The sequence below is a fragment of the Agrobacterium larrymoorei genome, from assembly GCF_037722385.1.
GTDB lineage: Bacteria > Pseudomonadota > Alphaproteobacteria > Rhizobiales > Rhizobiaceae > Agrobacterium > Agrobacterium larrymoorei_C.
The window spans coordinates 547,927-566,197 of record NZ_JBBKAQ010000001.1; the positions used below are offsets into that span (position 1 = coordinate 547,927).

Consider the following 18,271-nt stretch of genomic DNA (forward strand, 5'->3'; position numbering starts at 1 on the left):
CGACTGTTTAAGCAACAGGAACCCTGTCGATCAGGGCATCGATGAAGGCGTCGGCGGTTTTGCCTTCCGCTTCAGCTTCGAAACTCAGGATGATACGGTGGCGAAGCACGTCATGCAGGACGGCCTGCACGTCGGACGGAGTTGCAAAATCCTGACCGTTCATCCAGGCATGCACCCGCGCGCAACGGTCCAGAGCGATGGTCGAGCGCGGCGATGCGCCATAGGAAATCTGATGCGCGAGATCGGCGCCATACATCTGGGGACGGCGGGTCGCCTGGATCAGCTGAATGATGTAGTCGGTCAGCGCATCCGAGACATGGGTTCTCAGGGCCGCCTGCCGGGCCTCGAAGATGTCACGCTGGGACACCCGGAAGGTAGACTTCACGGTTTCGGCCATGGCCTCGCCGCGTACGATACGCAGCACTTCTCGTTCGGCTTCAGGCGAAGGAAAGTCGATCTTCACATGCAGCATGAAACGGTCGAGCTGGGCTTCCGGTAGCGGATATGTGCCTTCCTGTTCGATCGGATTCTGGGTTGCCATAACCATGAAGAGTTCCGGTAGCCGGTAGGTCTTCCCCGCGACGGTGACTTGCCGTTCGGCCATAGCCTCCAGGAGGGCCGACTGCACCTTGGCGGGCGCACGGTTGATCTCGTCGGCAAGGATCAGATTGTGAAACAGAGGACCGGGATGAAATTCGAAGGTTGCCTTTTCCGGGCGATAGATCTCGGTTCCGGTCAGGTCGCTTGGAAGCAGGTCCGGGGTAAACTGGACACGGCACGGCTCGCCCTCGATGAGCTCCGCCAAGGTGTTAACCGCCTTGGTCTTGGCAAGACCCGGCGCGCCTTCCAGCAGAATGTGTCCATCACCGAACAGGCCGAGAAGCAAACTGTCGATGAAGGTCTCCTGGCCGACGATCCGTTTATTCATATGATCGCGGAGCGCATCGACAAGCGCGTTGTTCGAGCGGGCTGCGGTTCGAAGTGTATTCATGGTCATCAGAGTGCCTCGCAATCGGGCCTGGCGTTTTGCCGAGGCGCCGCGGTTTCAGGGTCAATACTTCGATGGAAGCAAGAAACCGGCGGGGGGCACAACGCGTCGGTCCGCCACTTTGGCGGCTCCGGCTTGCAGTGCAGTCTCCGCGGCATATGCTGAAAAGGGAGCAGTTCCTCCAGCACGGACGGCCCCGATCGGCTCTTGCTTTCACGGTTCATTTCCCGAAGTCGATGAACAGCTACGACACTAGGCGACGCAGTTTGAGGCAGCTTGCCGCGTTCTTTAATTATTGTTGAAGTTGGCGCTTGGGGAAGGAGACGGTGACGCGCAAGCCCTGATGCTCCACGGAGCCGGGAGTGGTCGCGGAAAGCGTGATGACGGCTTGATGGTGGTCGGCAACCGCCTTGACGAGCGCAAGGCCAAGACCGCTCCCCGGCTTGCTACGGGCGTTGTCGAGCCGTTTGAACAGCTCGAAGACCTCATCGCGTTGACTGTCGGGGATGCCGCCGCCGGTATCCTCAACGATGATGTCGATCGTCTCGGGATGGTCGAGGAGACGAACGTCTATCGAAATGCCGGAGCCTCCATGCACGATGGCATTTCCGATGATGTTGGCGAGCATCTGCTGCACCATGCTCTTATCGCACAAAAGCAGATATTCTTCGGTCTTCTTAGAGCGAAATTCGAGCGTTTGCCCGTTCTCTTGTGCGAGTGGTGCGAAGAATTCGAGCGTATTCTCAACCAGACCTCCAAGGTCGTTCACCTGCATGTCCTTGCGCGGCGAGCCGGCGCGGATGCGGGTGATGCGCAGAATGGTGTCGATAATGTCGTTGAGCGAGCCGGTCTCGTTAAGTGCCCGCTCGACTTGTGGGTGCGGATCGCGTCCGGCCTCGATTGCGTCTAGGGCATCGTTCAGCAAGAGCCCAACGCGTGCGAGCGGTGTTTTCAGATCATGTGCGATCGCAGTCGTTGTTGCGCGCATGCTGTCTATCAGGCGAGAGAGCACATCAAGGTTTGCGTTGATCTGGATCGAGATGCGGTCAATTTGATCTTTTCTTTCTACGATCGGCACGCGCGCATCGGACTCGCCGCTTGCGACGCGCCCAAGAACGCCTTCGATCGCCCTCAATTTCGAAAAACTCCTACCACTCGCCAAGAGACCCAGAACCAGTGTTCCGAAGGTCAACAGCAAGGTCATGATCACCAAGCCGGCAATCATGTAGATTCGCATCTCGTCGACGGCCTTGAGGTTTCGGCCGACAACAAGTGTTGCGTCGCTAAACTTCTGGACCGATAGCACAAAGTGGCCATCGCTTCCCGTCGCCGAGATGGACTGCAGTGTGGTGTCGCGCACACCGATGAAGTCCGGCATGGTCAGGTTGGCGCCCGCGAGGTTGACACCATGTTCGTCGTAGACTGCGGAGATGCGGTCCCGGCTACTCACGAGGTTGCTCAGCGTACCGATTGCCTTCACCAAACCGTCGCGTCTTTCCGCGGCGTAAACGTCGCTCAACAGAACAGCTTCCTCCAGCGTCTGCTGCTCGGTGGTGTTGCGAAGGGTCTTGGTAACCGCCCCTATGAAGAGCGTGCCGCCAAGGCTCATGAGAACAAGAACGCCTGTCGCAACCTTGGCCGAGGTCCGAAAGGAGCTGCCCGACATAAGATCAATGAGGCGCACGAATCCGGTATCCCATGTTGCGGACGGTTTGAATCAAAGCTGTATCGAATGGCTTGTCGATCTTCTGGCGCAGCTTGCTGATATGCGTCTCTACGACGGTTGTGCCTGGATCAAAGGAGAAGTCCCAGATTTTCTCCAGGATCATCGTCTTGCTCACGACCCGGCCCTCGGCTTCCATCAGCAGTTCCAGCAGTGCGAATTCCTTGTTCTGCAGATCGATAACTTGACCCTGGCGAACCGCAACGCGTTTGAGAAGGTCAAGTCTGAGATCGTGGCAAATGAGCTCGGTCTTCTGGATATTCTCTTTAGGGCGGCGCGAGAGGGCGTGAATGCGGGCGAGCAACTCAGAGAAGTGAAACGGCTTGACGATGTAGTCGTCGCCGCCCGCCATCAGCCCCTCTACCTTGTCCTCAAGGCCGGAGACCGCTGTCAGAAAGATGACAGGCAGTGAACTTTTTGACGCTCTCAGCGCCTTAACGAGAGATAGGCCGTCGAGACCGGGCATCATTCTGTCGACGATGGCGAGATCGCAGGTATTGTATAGGCAATAGGTCAGCGCTTCGCGACCGTCACTCACCCAGTCGACCGAGAAACCCTGTTCGATGAGACCTTTGCGGATATAGCCCGCCATCGTCTCATCGTCTTCCGCGACTAGAATCTTCACTGCTTAAACTTCCGGTTTGCGTCGTTTAAACAGCATCCTTCCGGTCGAGTTCCCCGTCAATCCTCTTTGCTCCAATACCAAGCGACGTATTGATGCTTCCGGTCACGCTCCTTATCAGCAAGATGACGCTTTATAGCGCGGACATCCGATTTTTCGGCCGCGAACCAAACGAATGTCTCCCGAGGGCTTTCATCTATCTCTGCCTTCAACCGCTCGACAAGGTGGTTGCTGCTGCTCTGGGGATAGGTGGAGCGATGCAGCCATTCAACCGAAACCAGTTCATCGTGGTGGATCGCTTGCTCTTCCGCTGCATCCTCTACTTCGATGATTGCTTTTATCGCGGTGCCAGGCGGCGCTTCCTCCACCATGCGCGCGATGGCCGGTAAAGACGTTTCGTCTCCTGCGAACAGGATGGATTTTGCTTCAGGCAAATGGCCACTCCCGGGACCCATGAGCGCCACTTGCTGCCCAGCTTGCGCGTCCCGCGCGAAGTCTGCGCCGGGGGTCGCGGTGCCGGGTTTCGGATGCTGGAGAAAGTCTATGCTGACGAGCTTGGCCTTTTCATCCACTGAACGGATGGTATAGGCGCGCACGAGCAGTTCGTCCTCTCCTTCTGGCCAGCCAATACGGCCGCTTTCCTTCAGCTTTGGCCAGACAGGCGTTCGATGGCGCGGCGGAACAAGCAAACGCACGTGCATGTCGCCGCCGATAAACGGCTTTACATCTGCGACGGCGAGGGTGACCCTACGCATTCGCGGTGTCACGTTCGCGGAACTGACGACTGTCGCCTCGTAAAAACCTGGAGGGCGAACCATCGGCGCAGGTGTTGACCATTCAAGGCTAAATGGTTCATCGCCTGCGAAATAGAACAGATGCTCGGCAAACATCATGCGTGTGGTTGCGAGCATATTTTCGGTATCGGTCCGAATTTCGATCATCAGCCGCTCATTGTCGGTCCTTACATCAATCGACCAATCCTCTGATCTAAGGGAGGCACCTCGTTCCAATGAAATCACGTCAGAGTGCTCAACGAAGTGCTCGCAAATTTCAGCAAGCATTGCGTTCACGTCAGCCGGGTAGGCGACACCGGAGAGGGTGGAGAGCTGCGGTGCGTTCATGATCTTGCCTCTGTAAGTGGAGCGTAGCGGGCTTGCATGTGATGGCGGCCGATCGGGAGCATCATCGGGCGGCCTGATGTTGGATCGAGAAGGATCTGGCTCTCTAGTCCGAATACCTTCCGAACCAGATCCTGCGTCAGCACAGTTTGTGGCGGGCCTGCCACAAAAGGCCGCCCTTCCAGCATGGCAACGAGATGGTCCGCGTAACGGGCAGCGAGGTTCAGATCGTGAAGGACCATCACAATGGTTGTGCAACGCGTCTGGTTCAGGTCGGTCAAGAGGTCAAGGACGTCGATCTGATGGCTCACATCCAGAAATGTGGTCGGCTCATCAAGCAGCAGGACTTCGGTTTGCTGCGCGAGTGCCATCGCTATCCAGACACGCTGCCTCTGGCCGCCGGACAGTTCATCGACGGGTCGTTCAGCCAAATCCATGGTTTGCGTTGCCGCAAGCGCATCGGCGACAGCGCGGTCGTCCTCCGTGGTCCAGGACGCGAAAAGACCGTGATGGGGATGCCGTCCCCGGCTGACCAAATCCATGACCGTGATGCCTTCGGGAGTAATGGGCGATTGCGGCAAAAGCCCTAGCCGTCGTGCAAGCTCTTTCGTCGGCAGCCGGTGAATGGCACGCCCGTCGAGAAGGACATCGCCCTTTTGCGGCGCAATCAGGCGCGCAAGAGCCTTGAGCAGAGTGGACTTCCCGCAGGCGTTGGCCCCAACGACCGCCGTGATCTGGCCGGGAGGAATGACGAGGTCCAGATCCCTCAATATCTGCTTCTCGTCGTAACCTGCGAACAGGTTTTTGGCCTCAAGGCGGGGATCAGTCATGAGGCATTTCCTTGGCGGTTGCTTCGAATGATCAGGATGATGAGGTAGGGCGCGCCGAGTGCTCCAGTCACCACGCCGACGGGATAGCGGCTGGGCAGAAGAAACTGCCCGACGAAGTCTCCCGCCAGAACCAGCGTCGCGCCGACCAGTCCGGCAGGGAGGAGGATCGAATGGCGGCGTCCAAATATGCCGGAAGCAATCGGACCTGCGAGAAAGGCGACGAAAGCGATCGGTCCGGTTATGGCGGTCGCTGTCGCAATTAGTCCCACCGCAGCAACGATTACGATAAGCCGGGTCGATGCTACATTGACACCAAGTGCGGTGGCCGTGTCTTCACCCGTCCGCATCACCTCAAGATCACGCGCCTTAACCAGAAGAACGCTGCCACAAATGAGGAGGGCGAGAATCAGGGGAGCTGCCATTTCAAGCTTCGCGCCATTTACGCTTCCGGTAAGCCATCGCATGGCCTCTTGAAGGCTGAAGGCAGGCGCGCGCGAGAGCATATAGACGATCATGCTCTCAAGCATGGCAGAGACACCGATACCAACGAGAATGAGCCGGGCTCCCGAGACGCCATTGCGGTTCGAGAGGCCATGAACAAGCAACGCCACGGCGAGGCCTGCGAGCACAGCAAACACAGAAGCGGCCGGGCCACTGATGCCAATAATGATAATGCAGAAGACAGCCGCCGCGCTTGCGCCAGACGTAATTCCGATGATGTCCGGACTTGCGAGCGGATTGCGCAATAGAGTTTGGAAGGCCGCTCCGCCCAGCCCGAAACTCGCACCTGCTGCCAGAGCAAGCACTGCGCGCGGCAGGCGCAACTGGCCGACAGTGAAGTCTGCACCGCGTACACTCTCGCCCACTAGGACGCGGATGACATTCGAAAAAGGAACATATGTTTGGCCGAAGGCAAGGGAGCAGCAAAACCCGCTGAGGAGGACCACCGCCATGACTGCCACCAGCGTGTGACGACTTTGAAGGTGGCGGTTCCTGCTCTTTCGGACCGATCCCATGGACGTTGATTGGGTCGACACATGGCTCATAGCTGCTTCACCTTCTGCCGACGGACGATGAAGATAAAAAACGGCGCGCCAACCAAAGCGGTTACGACCCCTACTTCCAGTTCTGAAGGACGCGCAGCCAAACGACCCACAATATCGCTGATCGTCAGCAGGATCGCGCCGCCAAGTGCGGAAAAGGGAAGGAGCCAGCGGTGATCCACTCCGACCAAAAGCCGGCAGACATGTGGCACTACCAAGCCGACAAAACCTATAGGCCCACATATGGCTGTAGTTGCGCCGCAAAGTGTCACTGCGCCGATTGTCGTGACAATTCGCGCAATGGCAACGTTTTCTCCGAGGCCAGCAGCAAGTTCATCCCCAAGCGCTAGCACGTTCAGTTTTCTCGCAGAGAGCAGGCAAAGTGCGAAGCCCACGATCAGAAAGCCGTAAATCGGTTCCATGCGCTCGAAGGTGGCTCCGCCGACCCCGCCGATTTGCCAAGACCGAATCCCACCCGCAATATCTGCCCGGGGGAGAACAATGGCGATAACGAGGGAAGAAAATGCGATGGCGGTCGCCGTGCCTGCCAGTGCCAATTTCAAGGGCGTGGCGCCTCCGCTCCCCATCGAGCCGATGGTGTAAACGAAAATGGAGGTTGCTGCTGCCCCGAAGATTGCCAGCCATATGAAACTTTGCGCGGAGCTTATTCCGAACCAAGCAACCCCAACGACGACAGCAAGAGAAGCGCCCGTGTTGATCCCCAGGATGCCGGGATCGGCCAAGGGGTTGCGGGTTATACCCTGCATCGCAGCGCCGGCCAACCCGAGTGCGGCGCCGGCAATCAGTGCCAGCACTGTTCGCGGTATCCGCGTTGCCACGACTGCCCGATCCAGAGTGGATGTGTCGCCTGCAACCGTAGCCATCACCTCCGAAGGCGCCACATCGCGCGTCCCTATCATAAGCGAAAGGATGGCAATAATGGTTGCGACCACCACAGCGGCGACAAGACATAGCAGCCTGGCGCGCGCAGCCAGGGTGAAGTTGGTTCGCTGTGCCAAATGTGGCACGTGGCGCGTATTCATTCCGTTTTTCTCGCCGCTTCCGCCAGCTTGGCCACATATGCTGGCAACACCCAGGCGATGGAAAGAGGCGTTGGATTGGCAGCGGTGCCGACCGGATCGCGACCCAAAGTCACGATGGCATCGTGTTTTACAGCGGGCATTTGCGCGAAGAGAGGGTTGGCCTTCAATGCTTCGACAAGTTGTTTGTTGCCGTAGGTGACCACTATGTCGACATCATCGAACATGTCGATCTGCTCAGCGCTGATCGAGCCGGCGAAGCTGCCATTGGACGATGCTTCGACCACGCTCTTGGGCATGGAAAGACCAAGATCCTTAAAGAAGCGAACTCGGGTATCCTGTGCCGTATAGAAATTGACGATGCTGAGATCGTTAGCGTCGAGATGCGTCACAAACATCGCGGACTTGCCCTTCAACTCCGGGTACTTCGCGACCTCCGCGGCGATCTTCTTCTCAATGTCGGAAATAAGTGTCTCGCCTTCAGTGGCCATTCCCAGGCCGGCGCTATCGAAACGGATTGTCTCACGCCAATCTGTCGACCAGGGGGCCAAGGGGTAAGCGACGACGGGCGCGATCTGGCTGAGTGTCTCGTAGTCGCTCTTGTTCAAACCGGAGTAGGCGGCCAGGATGACGTCTGGCTGTGTTTCTGCCACCGCCTCGAAATCAATGCCATCGCCTTCATCGAATAACCGGGGTGGTTCGCCATTAAGTTCCTTAAGGCGCTCTGAAACCCAGGGCAGTAGGCCGTCGCCGTCGTCATCGCCGAAATTGGCGGCTGCCATGCCGACCGGGACAATTCCCAGCGCGAGCGGAACTTCGTGATTGGCCCAAGCAACGGTCGCCACGCGAAGCGGTTTTTTCGCTATCGTCGTTGTGCCAAGCGCGTGTTTGATGTCCAGCGGAAAGTGAGCTGCGTCATCAGCTGCGGTCTGCGATGCGGTCATGCTCAGGAGTAGGGTCGCAAGTGGCATGAGTTGGTGAAGCTTGATCCGCATGATCCTGTCCTGCCTTATTAAGTTGACCGTCAGTCTCAGCTTAAAGTCGGGAGGTCAAGCAATTTAGAGCCTCACGCGAGCCCGCATGCTTGATTTTCCGGGGAATTTTACAAAAGAGAGATATATACAATACTGGATTTAAATTATCCAGTTAAAGAGCCGTTGACCGGTGACAGCTCGCCTCGCACTCGAAGTGAGAGGAGCTTATGCCCGTCGGCTCCAGACGATGACGAGGTCATTGGCGGGAGTGTTCGAACGCCAATTTCTGGATGAAAGCATGATCAGCGCCATTCCCGCCCCAAGCAAAACCCGAGCCCTTCTGCGATATCGCACCGGAACCCTTCTTGGCTGCACGGCAGTCATCACATTGCTGCCGGCATTCGCTTTAGCGCAGGATACGAACGGGGACGCCACAGTACTGGAGACTATTACCATTCAGGGAAGTGGCCAGTCGGACAATGACTCCAAGTCAATCGTGGCGGAACGATCAAGCGCGGTAGGCAAGATGCCGGGCGAAATCTTCACGACGCCCGCGACTGTCTCGGTCGTGACGTCTAAGGAAATCGAGCAGCGCAAGGCGGACAGCATCGAGCAGGTGGTGCAGTACACCGCCGGCGTGACCACTGACTACTACGGCTCCGACGAGCGCTATGATTACGTCAAGATCCGCGGCTTTACGCCCTTCACTTACCGCGATGGCTTGATGGTGGGGCGCACCTGGACTGGCGTGAAGGAAGAGCCTTATGGGTTTGAGCGGGTTGAGGTGCTGAAGGGTGCCAATTCCACCGGCTTTGGCGTTTCTGATCCGGGTGGTGCGATAAACTATGTGACGAAGAAGCCGCGCAGTGAGCGCTTTGGCGAAGTATACGGTACTACGGGCTCTTACGCCCACAAGGAGGCAGGCTTCGATTTCGGTGACAACCTGACCGAAGACGATACGCTTTCCTACCGCCTGACGGGGAAATTTGAGCGCTCGGACGGTGAGTTCGACTTCTCGAACAATGATGAAAACTTTGTCCAAGGTGGCCTGACATGGCGGCCGAGCGATGTGACATCACTGACCTTCGTGTTTGATCATCTGGATCGTGATGGCACTCCGAGCAGCGGCGGTCACCCACTTTTCACCGACTTCAACCGCGATCGTTTCTTCGGTGAGCCTTCTTATAACTACGATACCATGAACCGGAACACCTACTCCGTGATGTTGGAGCACGATTTCGGCAATGGTCTGTCGTTCGGCTCCAACACTCGCTACAGCAAGTCGAGAAATGGCTTTGGCTATACCTACATCTATGATGCGCTCGGTGCAGGAGATCCCGCAGATACGCGGGTGAATCGCAACTACTTTGGTAGCAAGGGTTCGGCCGAGCATTTCATTACAGATGCCCATTTCCTTTACGAAACGGAGTTCGAACAGATCGAAAGCCGCACTCTTGTGGGCGCCGATTACAGCAACTTTAATTCCAACGGCGCGAACTACTATACCGCTGCGCCACAGATTGATTTCTTAAATCCCGTTTTTGCTGGCGGCCCGGGTCCCCTTTCGCCCTATAGCAGTTCGAAGAAGGATCAGATTAACGGAGGTATCTACCTCCAGCAGGACCTGGTTTTCAGCGATCGCGTCACAGCTAGCCTCGGATTGCGAAATGATTGGCTGGATCTTGAGGATAAGAACCTCAACACCGGCACGACTGCCAGCGGCACATATAGTGAACTAAGCAAGCGCTTCGGACTGAGCTACAAGCTCACAGACGAGCTTGCTGCCTATGTCAGCTACGCAGAATCGGTGGCACCGCCGACGTCCGGAAAAGAACCGACCTATGGCAAGCAGTATGAGGCGGGGATCAAGTATCGGCCGGATGCAATTCCAGCCCTGATCACGGCTTCCATCTATGATCTGACGCTGGAGAACATCACCACCTATGAGGCTCCCGTCTACCTGCCGAATACCGTGAAAGAGGTCCGTCATCGGGGCTTCGATCTCGAAGGCAAGCTTGAGCTTACGTCCAACGTCAACTTAATCGGTGCTTATTCCTACATCGACTCGAAGATTGTGGACACTGCACCGGCTTATAACGGCAAGAGGTTTGCTCAGGTGCCGGAGCACATGGCGTCTCTATGGACCACGTACACGCTGGAAGGAAGCGGCGAGCGCGGTGACATGACCTTTGGAGCCGGAGCGCGCTTCACAGGCTCCTACTACTTCGAAAACGCCAATACGCGCAAATCGAAGGGAGCGGTCGTTTTCGACGCATCCTTCTCTTACAACATTCGGGAGAACACCACCTTCCAGCTGAATGTTAACAACGTCTTTGATGAGAAGCACATCGCCAACAACGATGGCGGTGCACTCTACTATAATCCTGGACGCGCGATCTATGCGACGCTCCGTCAGACCTGGTAGACGCGTCGTCAGACCTGGTAAGAAGTATAGCGTCCCGGCGGAAATCACCGGGACATCTTCACGCCGATGGATTTTTACGTCGCCACGCGGCCGGCGTCTCGCCGGTCAGGCTGCGAAAGACCTTGGTCAGATGCGCCTGATCGGAAAAACCAAGTTGAGCGCTGATATCCGCGATGCTTACGCTGGTGTCGCTCAACAAATGTCTGGCACGATCGATACGCCGAGAAAGCTGCCACTGCAGAGGAGTCATATCTGTGGATTGCTTGAAAACCGTCGCAAACCAGCTCTCGGACAGCCCGACAACATCTGCCATTTCTCGTACGCTCAGACGTCGGCCACCACAACTTTCGAAATAGGCTGAAAGGCGGTTCAATTGAGCTTGGGTCAGACGTCCGCTCGTAACGGCCTTTTCATCATCAGCCGCGTTCAGATCGAGGAGGCCGGTTACGATGCTGCCGACCAAGTTTTCTGCGAACGCGGGATGTCTGGCACTGTCGTTCAGCTCATCGACAACCAGATTGGCGAGACTGATCAATGGTCCGGGCTGCTTTAGCTCAACCGGCTTCTTAGAGACGGTACGAGCTAAAGAAGATCCAACGATCGGCGAGATATAACGCATCAATCGATCATGGTGCAGGTGTAAATCAAGGTGTGCGAAGCGATGATGGCGCGTAAACTTTGTCCATAACGGTACGCCAGCAGGCACAAAGACTGCAGCCGCTAAACCTCGTTCGAAACGATCAAAGCGCGATGGTTGATCGGAAACGCGTATGTGGCTGCTCACATCTTTGAAAAACAGCATGATGCGGGGATCGGGTGAAAGATAGTATCCACTCGCGCCCGCGTGACCTTCCGCCTCCCAATGAACCCCAACAATGCCATCCAGCGACCGCCAAGTTGGAGGTGAAACGGCTTGTATACCCTGGATCTCGGTTTGCATCGCGTGAAGGTATGTCACCACGTCCGCCTTTCAGCCTGTCAAACGTCTCAGATCAGGACAAGTGGTCACTTCTGTATGGAAAAGTGCGATTGGTCAACAAAGATGATTATCATTGTCATCATTTGATCGAAGCGTGTTGGTCGGCATTTCACGATCAGTCCTCGAAGAGTGTGCCCGATCAGGACGCATCGCTAGGGTGCCTCCTATCCCAGTCGATACCTCCCAATTCCGACGGTATCCGTCGCATTTTAGCGGCCGTTTAACTGTCACGAGGAATGGTCGGCTTGCTGACGGTAGTAGAACGAAGGATCATCCGTAAGAATTTCGCCATTCGTTTCGAAATCGCTAGATATCATCAATTTAGAGGCAGACTGTAGCAACGGCTGAAGTAGAGGAACTTTGAAGCGCATCCCATGTTCGGTGGTCAAAGCCTTCGGAGGATCTCAATGTTTTACCGTATTGTCGGCGCCGCATCTGTTGTGGCTGCTTCATTTACTTGCAGCATATCTTATGCCCAACAGGGTGATGGAACTGAAGTTCAAATTACCACAAATGTCTTCAAACCCAACAAAGTCGCGGCGACGAGCGAGCGGGTAGGGCAGTTGAAAGTGCCTGAAGGCTTTTCGGTGCAACCCTTTGCTCAAGGGTTGGGCAACAGCCGCATCATCGCTGTGTCTGACGAAGGGTTCATCTATGTTAGCCGGCGGGAAGAAGGCGACGTGCTTCTTCTCAAGGATGAGAATGCGGACGGCAAGGCCGACGGCGCGCCCGTACAGGTTCTGGCCAGAGCACAGGCCCATGGATTGGCGATTAAGGGCAACAAGCTCTACCTCGCAACCGTGAAAGAAATCTTTGTATCGGACATCAGAAAAGATGGAACGCTTGGCGAACCGAAGATGATTATCGGCGATTTGCCCGATGCGGGTCAGCATCCAAACCGTGTTCTGGCCTTCGGCCCCGATGGGATGCTTTACATCAGCGTCGGTTCCACCTGCAACGCTTGCAACGAAAGCAATCCGGAAAATGCGACCATCATTCGGGCAACGCCAGATGGAAAGAGCCGCACCATCTTTGCTTCTGGCCTGCGCAACACGATCGGATATGACTGGCAGCCGCAGACTGGAGAGCTATGGGGACTGGATCATGGCATCGATCTCTTAGGAGACGAGGTGCAGGCTGAGGAGCTAAACAAGATCGAGCAGGGCAAGCAGTACGGTTGGCCGCACGTCTACGGCGCTGGCGACATCTACCCTCAGTCCACCCCAGTCGGAGGAGTGACGAAAGAGCAGTGGCGCGACCAGAGCCAACCGATGACGATCGGTTATACGGCCCATGCTGCCCCGATGCAGATGAAATTTTATCAAGCTTCCGCTTTCCCTACCGAGTACCGGGGCGACGCCTTTGCAACGATGCGCGGCTCATGGAACCGCAATCCGGCCTCCGGCTACGAAATCGTCCGCATTCACTTCGAGGACGGCAAGCCCAAATCGATCGAGCCTTTCTTGACCGGCTTCCTGACGGATGAGGGGAAGACGCATTTTGCCCGTCCAGTTGGCCTTGCAGTTGGCAAAGATGGGTCGTTGCTGATGGCGGATGACGCCAACGGCGTCATTTACCGCATCGCCTATAAAGGCGATACGAAAGCATCGGACGTTAAGACCACCGTGCCGTCTGGGGTGATGGAAGCGCAGGCAAAAAAGGGTGCGGATGTGCCTCTAGCGCTAAAGCGACCGGAGACGGAGACCAAGGGCAAGATCAACGTTGCCAGCAAGGCATTCTCAAACAATCAGACCATTCCAGCAAAGCATAGTGAATACGCCGATGGTGTTTCACCAGCGCTGAACTGGAGTGCCGTACCAGACGCGGCATCTTATGCGATCATAATGGAAGATCCGGATTCCTCACCGCTGAAGCCGTTCGTCCATTGGCTCGCCTGGAATATTCCAGCTACCGTTACGTCTCTGCCGGAAGGGCTGCAAGAGCAGCTTCGTCTTGTGGAGCCTGAGGGAGTGCTCCAGGGTCGCAACACCTCCGGTACACACGGGTATTTCGGACCCAAGCCACCTCCAGGCGACCAACCGCATCGCTATCATATTCAGGTCGTGGCGCTCGATTCCATGATCGATCTGCCCCCGACGTCAGATCGCGATGCACTCTTGGCAGCGATCTCCGGTCACGTGATCGGGAAGGGGGAACTCGTGGGAACCTACCAGCAGAAGACTGAGCTGCCGAAGCAATAATGCGATCGCAAGCCGGTCTTTTTTTAAAAGGAAATCCTTATGCCAATTGTACGTCACATGGTGGGCGCTGCCACTCTTTCTTTCGTGTTCCTTTCGACATCAGCAGGTGTATGGGCGCAACAGCCAGCACCGGCCGCATCGGCTCAAGAAAAGCAAGAGACTCTGCAAGCTCAGCCCGACCCCCAAATGCAGACCGTTCTTGACGCTCTGAAAGCGTTGGATGCCAAGCCGTTTTCGAGCTTGGCCGTTCCTCAGGCCAGGACACAGGCGAGTGCCGCTGACGCAGCACGAACGATCCAGAGGGACAAGAAGATTTCGCCGATGCCCGAAGCCGGGATTGCAACGAAAGATATTGCCATACCGACCGCTGGAGGCGCGCTGCCTGCGCGCGTCTACATTCCCGAGGGCAAAGGGCCATTCCCTGTCGTGCTCTACTTCCATGGCGGCGGATGGGTTGTGGCGGACATCAATACCTACGATGCGACGCCGCGAGCCTTAGCGGTTGGAGCCAAAGCCATAATCGTGTCTGCGGACTATCATCACGCACCGGAAAGCGAGTTTCCGGCTCAACATGATGATGCCTGGGCTGCCTATATTTGGACGGTTGAAAACATCCACACGCTGAATGGCGATGCTAAACGGATCGCTGTCGCAGGTGAATCTGCCGGTGGCAACCTAGCTGCGAACGTTGCTTTGATGGCGAAGGAGAAAAAGACAACGATGCCGGTGCATCAATTATTGGTCTACCCAATCGCCGGCAACGACATGGATATGCAGTCTTATAAAGAAAACGCAAATGCGGCACCTCTTGGTAAGGCCGACATGGAGTGGTTCGTGTCTCACGTATTCACGTCGAAGGATCAGATGGCTGATGCGCGCATCAACCTTGTTGGACGCGATGATCTGGCTGGACTGCCGCCCGCAACTGTTATCACCGCCCAGATCGATCCGCTGCGGTCCGAAGGTCAGGCCTATGCTGATAAGCTCAAGGCTGCAGGCGTGACAGTGAATGCGCTCAACTACGAAGGCGTTACGCACGAATTCTTTGGGATGGGCAAGGTGGTGGATAAGGCCAAGGATGCCGTCAATGCTGCCAATGCTGACCTGATTAAAGCATTCTCTAACGCCAAGTGATCGCCTCCTGGAGGAGCAAGAGCATGAAATATTCTAATTTAACCTATCTGGCATTGTCGGTCGCTTTGCTTACCCAACCCGCCATCGCGCAGGAACAGAAGCCTAAACCTGCTGGCGATGCGGCACCCATGATGGTCATCGATCGACCCACTTTTGTCAGCGTGGTGTCGAGCTCAAATGAATTTGAGATCAAATCCAGCGAGATGGCTTTGCAGAATGCGGGGTCAGCTAAGCTCAAGGATGTCGCCAAGATGATCATCGCTGACCACCAGAAGGCTGACGAGAAGCTGAAGAACATTTTGGATAAGAAGGGTGCGCCCTTGTCGTCACCAATCGTCCTTTCGCCCAAACACCAGAAAATGATGGATCAGTTGGAAGGAGCAAAGGGCAAGGACTTCGACACGCTCTACGTCGACATACAGGCGCAGGCCCATGCGGAGGCGGTTGCGTTGTTCAGAACCTATGCCGGGTCCGGAGACGACCAGACGATCGTCGGTTTCGCGCGAGAAACCTTACCTAATCTTGAGACGCACCTGTCCCACGTGAAGTCGCTCCAAGGCGAGCCGTGAAGGCGGGCGAGCTGTCACCCTCAATCGTCTTGAAGTGGCGGCGACCCATTTGATGAGCGGCGTCTCACAATCGGCTTCCGTCAGGTAGGGTGCGGCATCTTTGCTGGAGGCCGTCTATCTACAGCTTAGTGCTGAGTCTTGCAGGCGGAGGTGCCTTTGCGTCCCATCTCCATGGCTTACGGCTCAAAAATGATTTGATTGTATCGGGCACGCGTAGAGCGTAGACCAGCCCGCGCTAAACGGGATACTGCGAATGAATGTACTGATTGTTGAAGACGAACTGTTGATAGCCGCCGATTTGGCAGGGATTGTGGAAGATATTGGTTTTAGGGTCGTTGCTATAGCCTCTTCTTTGGAGCAGGCGCTTGCCCATGCACCTCGGGCGACCGTGGCTCTTGTCGATCTAAAGCTCGCAGACGGGGCGAGCGGCGCTCAACTTGCTCGTCGATTGATAGACAGATACGGAATGCAGGTGATAATTGTAACCGGCAACCCGGGGGCGATCGGAGCGGGCTTCGATGGTGCACTGGACGTTATTTCAAAACCATTTGCGAGTGAGCGATTGGTCAAAGCGTTGCGCAAAGCACAGGCGTTGGCTCGCTAGCTGGTGCGGGTGATGTAGCCGGTTTGATATGTTTTATGGGCTGCGCTGTGAACTTCATTTCTCGGCTGTACTGCCGACTCATTTGATTTCGACCTTTCAAGTGTCGTAAATCTTCCCACGAAGTTCAATTATTTCCGCCTTCGAAACCTGTGCTCCTATCCTGATCACGGTCTCACGCAGTTAGAGGCGCTCATTCACTATCGTCGTGTGAAGGCACGAGGAGAGGGTGCGTTTGGACGGCTCGAATTCGTTAGACAGGTCTCATTGATGTTTGGGTTGCTAGAGATCGGCTAAAAGGCTGCTCCCCTTTCAACGATATTGCAGGGAGCTCAAAACGGAGCGCTGCGCGACGACGTATTGAAAAGCGAGAGACGACTTTGCGGGTGTGAGTATATCGAAAATTTCTAATGTAAAAGGCTTGCGGTTTGTCAACTCGTGAGACTGTTGATGATGACGAAGATGTGATGTATCCGGTTCAGCCGAACGATCCAGATCTCCACTCCGCCAGGCGGCTACGCCTCCCACGACAATAAGGACAAGCCATATGACCCAGAATGCGATCGTGTGGGGTATCGCGGGTTTGACAGCCGTTGGCGTCATCACCAGACCTTTTCGGTGGCCAGAAGCAGTCTGGGCGGTCGTCGGAGCTCTTCTCCTTCTTGCATTCCAACTGATCGCGCCGACCGATGCGATGGCTGGGGTTGCCAAGGGGATCGACGTCTACCTCTTCCTTATTGGTATGATGCTACTGTCTGAGCTTGCGCGCAGAGAGGGGCTCTTCGATTGGGTAGCTGCCATCGCGACGTCTTATGCGAAGGGTTCTCCCAAGCGCCTCTTCATGCTCGTTTATCTGGTTGGACTTGTCGTGACGGTATTTCTATCAAACGACGCGACCGCGGTTGTTTTGACACCTGCTGTTTATGCAGCTTGCCGGGCCAGCCGTGTTCGTGATCCGATGCCGTACCTTTTGATCTGCGCGTTCATCGCAAACGCTGCAAGCTTTGTGTTGCCGATCTCTAATCCTGCGAACCTGGTTATATTCGCAGGCGGCGAAATGCCGCCTCTATCCCGTTGGCTTGGGACGTTCCTCCTGCCATCAATTGTGTCTATCATCGTCACATTCGTCTGCCTGTACTTTACGCAACGGCGCGCCTTGTCGGAAGAAACCCTCGCTTCCGGTGAGGAGCGACCGGTGCTTAGCCGTAGCGCCAGCCTTGCGGGATGGGGCATTGTGATCACGGCGATCATTCTCATAGTTGCGTCCGCGTTGCATGCTGATCTTGGAGTTCCTACGTTCATTGCGGGAACTATCACGACCATTCTTGTCCTCTTGCTGACGCGGCAGAGCCCTATTGAGACTGTAAAAGGTATAAGCTGGAGCGTTCTGCCGTTGGTTGCAGGATTGTTCGTTATTGTAGAAGCGCTTGATCGGACAGGTGTAACAACCATCCTGGCGCATCAACTGGTTTCGTTGGCTTCGGTTTCGGAAGGTTACGCTGTTGGTGTCGCGGGGACGTTTGTTGCTCTCATATGCAATCTCGTGAACAATCTTCCAGCTGGGTTGCTCGCCGGGAGCGTCGTCCAGGCGGCGCACGTTTCGGATAAGGTTGCAGGCGCCGTTCTGATCGGCGTCGATCTCGGCCCCAATCTATCTGTTACTGGCTCGCTGGCTACGATCCTGTGGCTGTCGGCGCTGCGCCGGGAAGGGCTAGATATCAGCAGCTGGAGGTTCCTGAAGCTCGGCGCAGTCGTGATGTTTCCCGCGCTGTTACTGTCACTGGCGGCGCTAGTTCTGGTTTGATCGGACTACGTTGAAATTGCCTGTCGTGATCAATCGATCTGACTTTGAGTAAGACAAATGTTGCTCATAGCCTTTCAGAGAAAGACGGTTCGGCACAGATCCTGCCCAAGTCCAGAGAACGACGTTGAGGTCTATACCGTTCACACCTTTCTCGCCCTAGATCCCGCTCACGCCCCTGTGCCAGCGGATCACCGGGAAACATTGAGGCGGCTTGCGCGAG

At 56.0% G+C, this 18,271-nt stretch carries 15 protein-coding genes; 6 read left to right on the forward strand and 9 right to left on the reverse strand.

Annotated features, from left to right (window positions below; genetic code table 11):
* Positions 1-7: 7 nt before the first annotated feature.
* From WKI41_RS02420 to WKI41_RS02455, 8 genes are all read right to left on the reverse strand, one after another.
* Complete coding sequence (locus WKI41_RS02420) at positions 8-997, reverse strand: AAA family ATPase (protein WP_425340966.1); 990 nt, start codon at positions 995-997, stop codon at positions 8-10.
* Positions 998-1,280: 283 nt separating this feature from the next.
* The gene (locus WKI41_RS02425; RefSeq protein WP_340191931.1) at positions 1,281-2,672 is read right to left on the reverse strand and encodes a sensor histidine kinase; all 1,392 of its coding nucleotides are present in this window, start codon (positions 2,670-2,672) and stop codon (positions 1,281-1,283) included.
* A complete protein-coding gene (locus tag WKI41_RS02430) occupies positions 2,659-3,336 on the reverse strand; it encodes a response regulator transcription factor (protein ID WP_340191932.1) in 678 nt (225 codons plus the stop codon). Before WKI41_RS02430 ends, WKI41_RS02425 begins: the two co-directional genes overlap by 14 nt.
* A 56-nt stretch (positions 3,337-3,392) precedes the next feature.
* Positions 3,393-4,454, reverse strand: a complete 1,062-nt coding sequence (locus WKI41_RS02435) for a DUF2218 domain-containing protein (RefSeq protein WP_340191933.1) — start codon at positions 4,452-4,454, stop codon at positions 3,393-3,395.
* The gene (locus WKI41_RS02440; protein WP_340191934.1) at positions 4,451-5,281 is read right to left on the reverse strand and encodes an ABC transporter ATP-binding protein; all 831 of its coding nucleotides are present in this window, start codon (positions 5,279-5,281) and stop codon (positions 4,451-4,453) included. Before WKI41_RS02440 ends, WKI41_RS02435 begins: the two co-directional genes overlap by 4 nt.
* Complete coding sequence (locus tag WKI41_RS02445) at positions 5,278-6,234, reverse strand: FecCD family ABC transporter permease (protein ID WP_425340967.1); 957 nt, start codon at positions 6,232-6,234, stop codon at positions 5,278-5,280. Before WKI41_RS02445 ends, WKI41_RS02440 begins: the two co-directional genes overlap by 4 nt.
* Positions 6,235-6,323: 89 nt before the next feature.
* Positions 6,324-7,367 (reverse strand): FecCD family ABC transporter permease, encoded by a 1,044-nt coding sequence (locus WKI41_RS02450; RefSeq protein ID WP_425340968.1) that lies wholly within the window; start codon positions 7,365-7,367, stop codon positions 6,324-6,326.
* Entirely contained in the window at positions 7,364-8,359 is a 996-nt protein-coding gene (locus tag WKI41_RS02455) for an iron-siderophore ABC transporter substrate-binding protein (RefSeq protein ID WP_340191935.1), read from the reverse strand. Before WKI41_RS02455 ends, WKI41_RS02450 begins: the two co-directional genes overlap by 4 nt.
* A gap of 277 nt (positions 8,360-8,636) precedes the next feature.
* On the opposite strand from WKI41_RS02455, the gene WKI41_RS02460 reads away from it, so the two are divergent.
* Positions 8,637-10,763 carry a TonB-dependent siderophore receptor gene (locus WKI41_RS02460; RefSeq protein WP_340191936.1) on the forward strand — a complete coding sequence of 709 codons (2,127 nt, stop codon included), beginning with the start codon at positions 8,637-8,639 and terminating at the stop codon, positions 10,761-10,763.
* Positions 10,764-10,821: 58 nt separating this feature from the next.
* Here the strand turns inward: WKI41_RS02460 and WKI41_RS02465 are convergent, their stop codons facing one another.
* Positions 10,822-11,721 carry a helix-turn-helix domain-containing protein gene (locus WKI41_RS02465; protein ID WP_340191937.1) on the reverse strand — a complete coding sequence of 300 codons (900 nt, stop codon included), beginning with the start codon at positions 11,719-11,721 and terminating at the stop codon, positions 10,822-10,824.
* A gap of 428 nt (positions 11,722-12,149) precedes the next feature.
* On the opposite strand from WKI41_RS02465, the gene WKI41_RS02470 reads away from it, so the two are divergent.
* The 5 genes from WKI41_RS02470 (at position 12,150) to WKI41_RS02490 (ending at position 18,051) form a co-directional block, all read left to right on the forward strand.
* The gene (locus WKI41_RS02470; RefSeq protein WP_340191938.1) at positions 12,150-13,943 is read left to right on the forward strand and encodes a YbhB/YbcL family Raf kinase inhibitor-like protein; all 1,794 of its coding nucleotides are present in this window, start codon (positions 12,150-12,152) and stop codon (positions 13,941-13,943) included.
* 39 nt (positions 13,944-13,982) lie between these two features.
* A complete protein-coding gene (locus WKI41_RS02475) occupies positions 13,983-15,077 on the forward strand; it encodes an alpha/beta hydrolase fold domain-containing protein (RefSeq protein ID WP_340191939.1) in 1,095 nt (364 codons plus the stop codon).
* A 128-nt stretch (positions 15,078-15,205) separates the two neighbouring features.
* A complete protein-coding gene (locus tag WKI41_RS02480) occupies positions 15,206-15,646 on the forward strand; it encodes a DUF4142 domain-containing protein (protein ID WP_340191940.1) in 441 nt (146 codons plus the stop codon).
* A 253-nt stretch (positions 15,647-15,899) separates the two neighbouring features.
* On the forward strand, positions 15,900-16,250 hold the full coding sequence (locus WKI41_RS02485; RefSeq protein WP_340191941.1) for a response regulator: 351 nt from the start codon (positions 15,900-15,902) through the stop codon (positions 16,248-16,250).
* A gap of 544 nt (positions 16,251-16,794) precedes the next feature.
* Positions 16,795-18,051, forward strand: a complete 1,257-nt coding sequence (locus tag WKI41_RS02490) for an arsenic transporter (RefSeq protein ID WP_340191942.1) — start codon at positions 16,795-16,797, stop codon at positions 18,049-18,051.
* Positions 18,052-18,271: the final 220 nt, after the last annotated feature.

What these genes read in the sequence shown, in the direction of transcription:
- WKI41_RS02480 (WP_340191940.1), top strand. Translation starts at nt 15,206, where the DNA reads ATGATGGTCATCGATCGACCCACTTTTGTCAGCGTGGTGTCGAGCTCA.
- WKI41_RS02450 (WP_425340968.1), bottom strand. Translation starts at nt 7,367, where the DNA reads ATGAATACGCGCCACGTGCCACATTTGGCACAGCGAACCAACTTCACC.
- WKI41_RS02435 (WP_340191933.1), bottom strand. Translation starts at nt 4,454, where the DNA reads ATGAACGCACCGCAGCTCTCCACCCTCTCCGGTGTCGCCTACCCGGCT.
- WKI41_RS02445 (WP_425340967.1), bottom strand. Translation starts at nt 6,234, where the DNA reads ATGGCGGTGGTCCTCCTCAGCGGGTTTTGCTGCTCCCTTGCCTTCGGC.
- WKI41_RS02455 (WP_340191935.1), bottom strand. Translation starts at nt 8,359, where the DNA reads ATGCGGATCAAGCTTCACCAACTCATGCCACTTGCGACCCTACTCCTG.
- WKI41_RS02440 (WP_340191934.1), bottom strand. Translation starts at nt 5,281, where the DNA reads ATGACTGATCCCCGCCTTGAGGCCAAAAACCTGTTCGCAGGTTACGAC.
- WKI41_RS02475 (WP_340191939.1), top strand. Translation starts at nt 13,983, where the DNA reads ATGCCAATTGTACGTCACATGGTGGGCGCTGCCACTCTTTCTTTCGTG.
- WKI41_RS02420 (WP_425340966.1), bottom strand. Translation starts at nt 997, where the DNA reads ATGACCATGAATACACTTCGAACCGCAGCCCGCTCGAACAACGCGCTT.
- WKI41_RS02485 (WP_340191941.1), top strand. Translation starts at nt 15,900, where the DNA reads ATGAATGTACTGATTGTTGAAGACGAACTGTTGATAGCCGCCGATTTG.
- WKI41_RS02460 (WP_340191936.1), top strand. Translation starts at nt 8,637, where the DNA reads ATGATCAGCGCCATTCCCGCCCCAAGCAAAACCCGAGCCCTTCTGCGA.
- WKI41_RS02470 (WP_340191938.1), top strand. Translation starts at nt 12,150, where the DNA reads ATGTTTTACCGTATTGTCGGCGCCGCATCTGTTGTGGCTGCTTCATTT.
- WKI41_RS02490 (WP_340191942.1), top strand. Translation starts at nt 16,795, where the DNA reads ATGACCCAGAATGCGATCGTGTGGGGTATCGCGGGTTTGACAGCCGTT.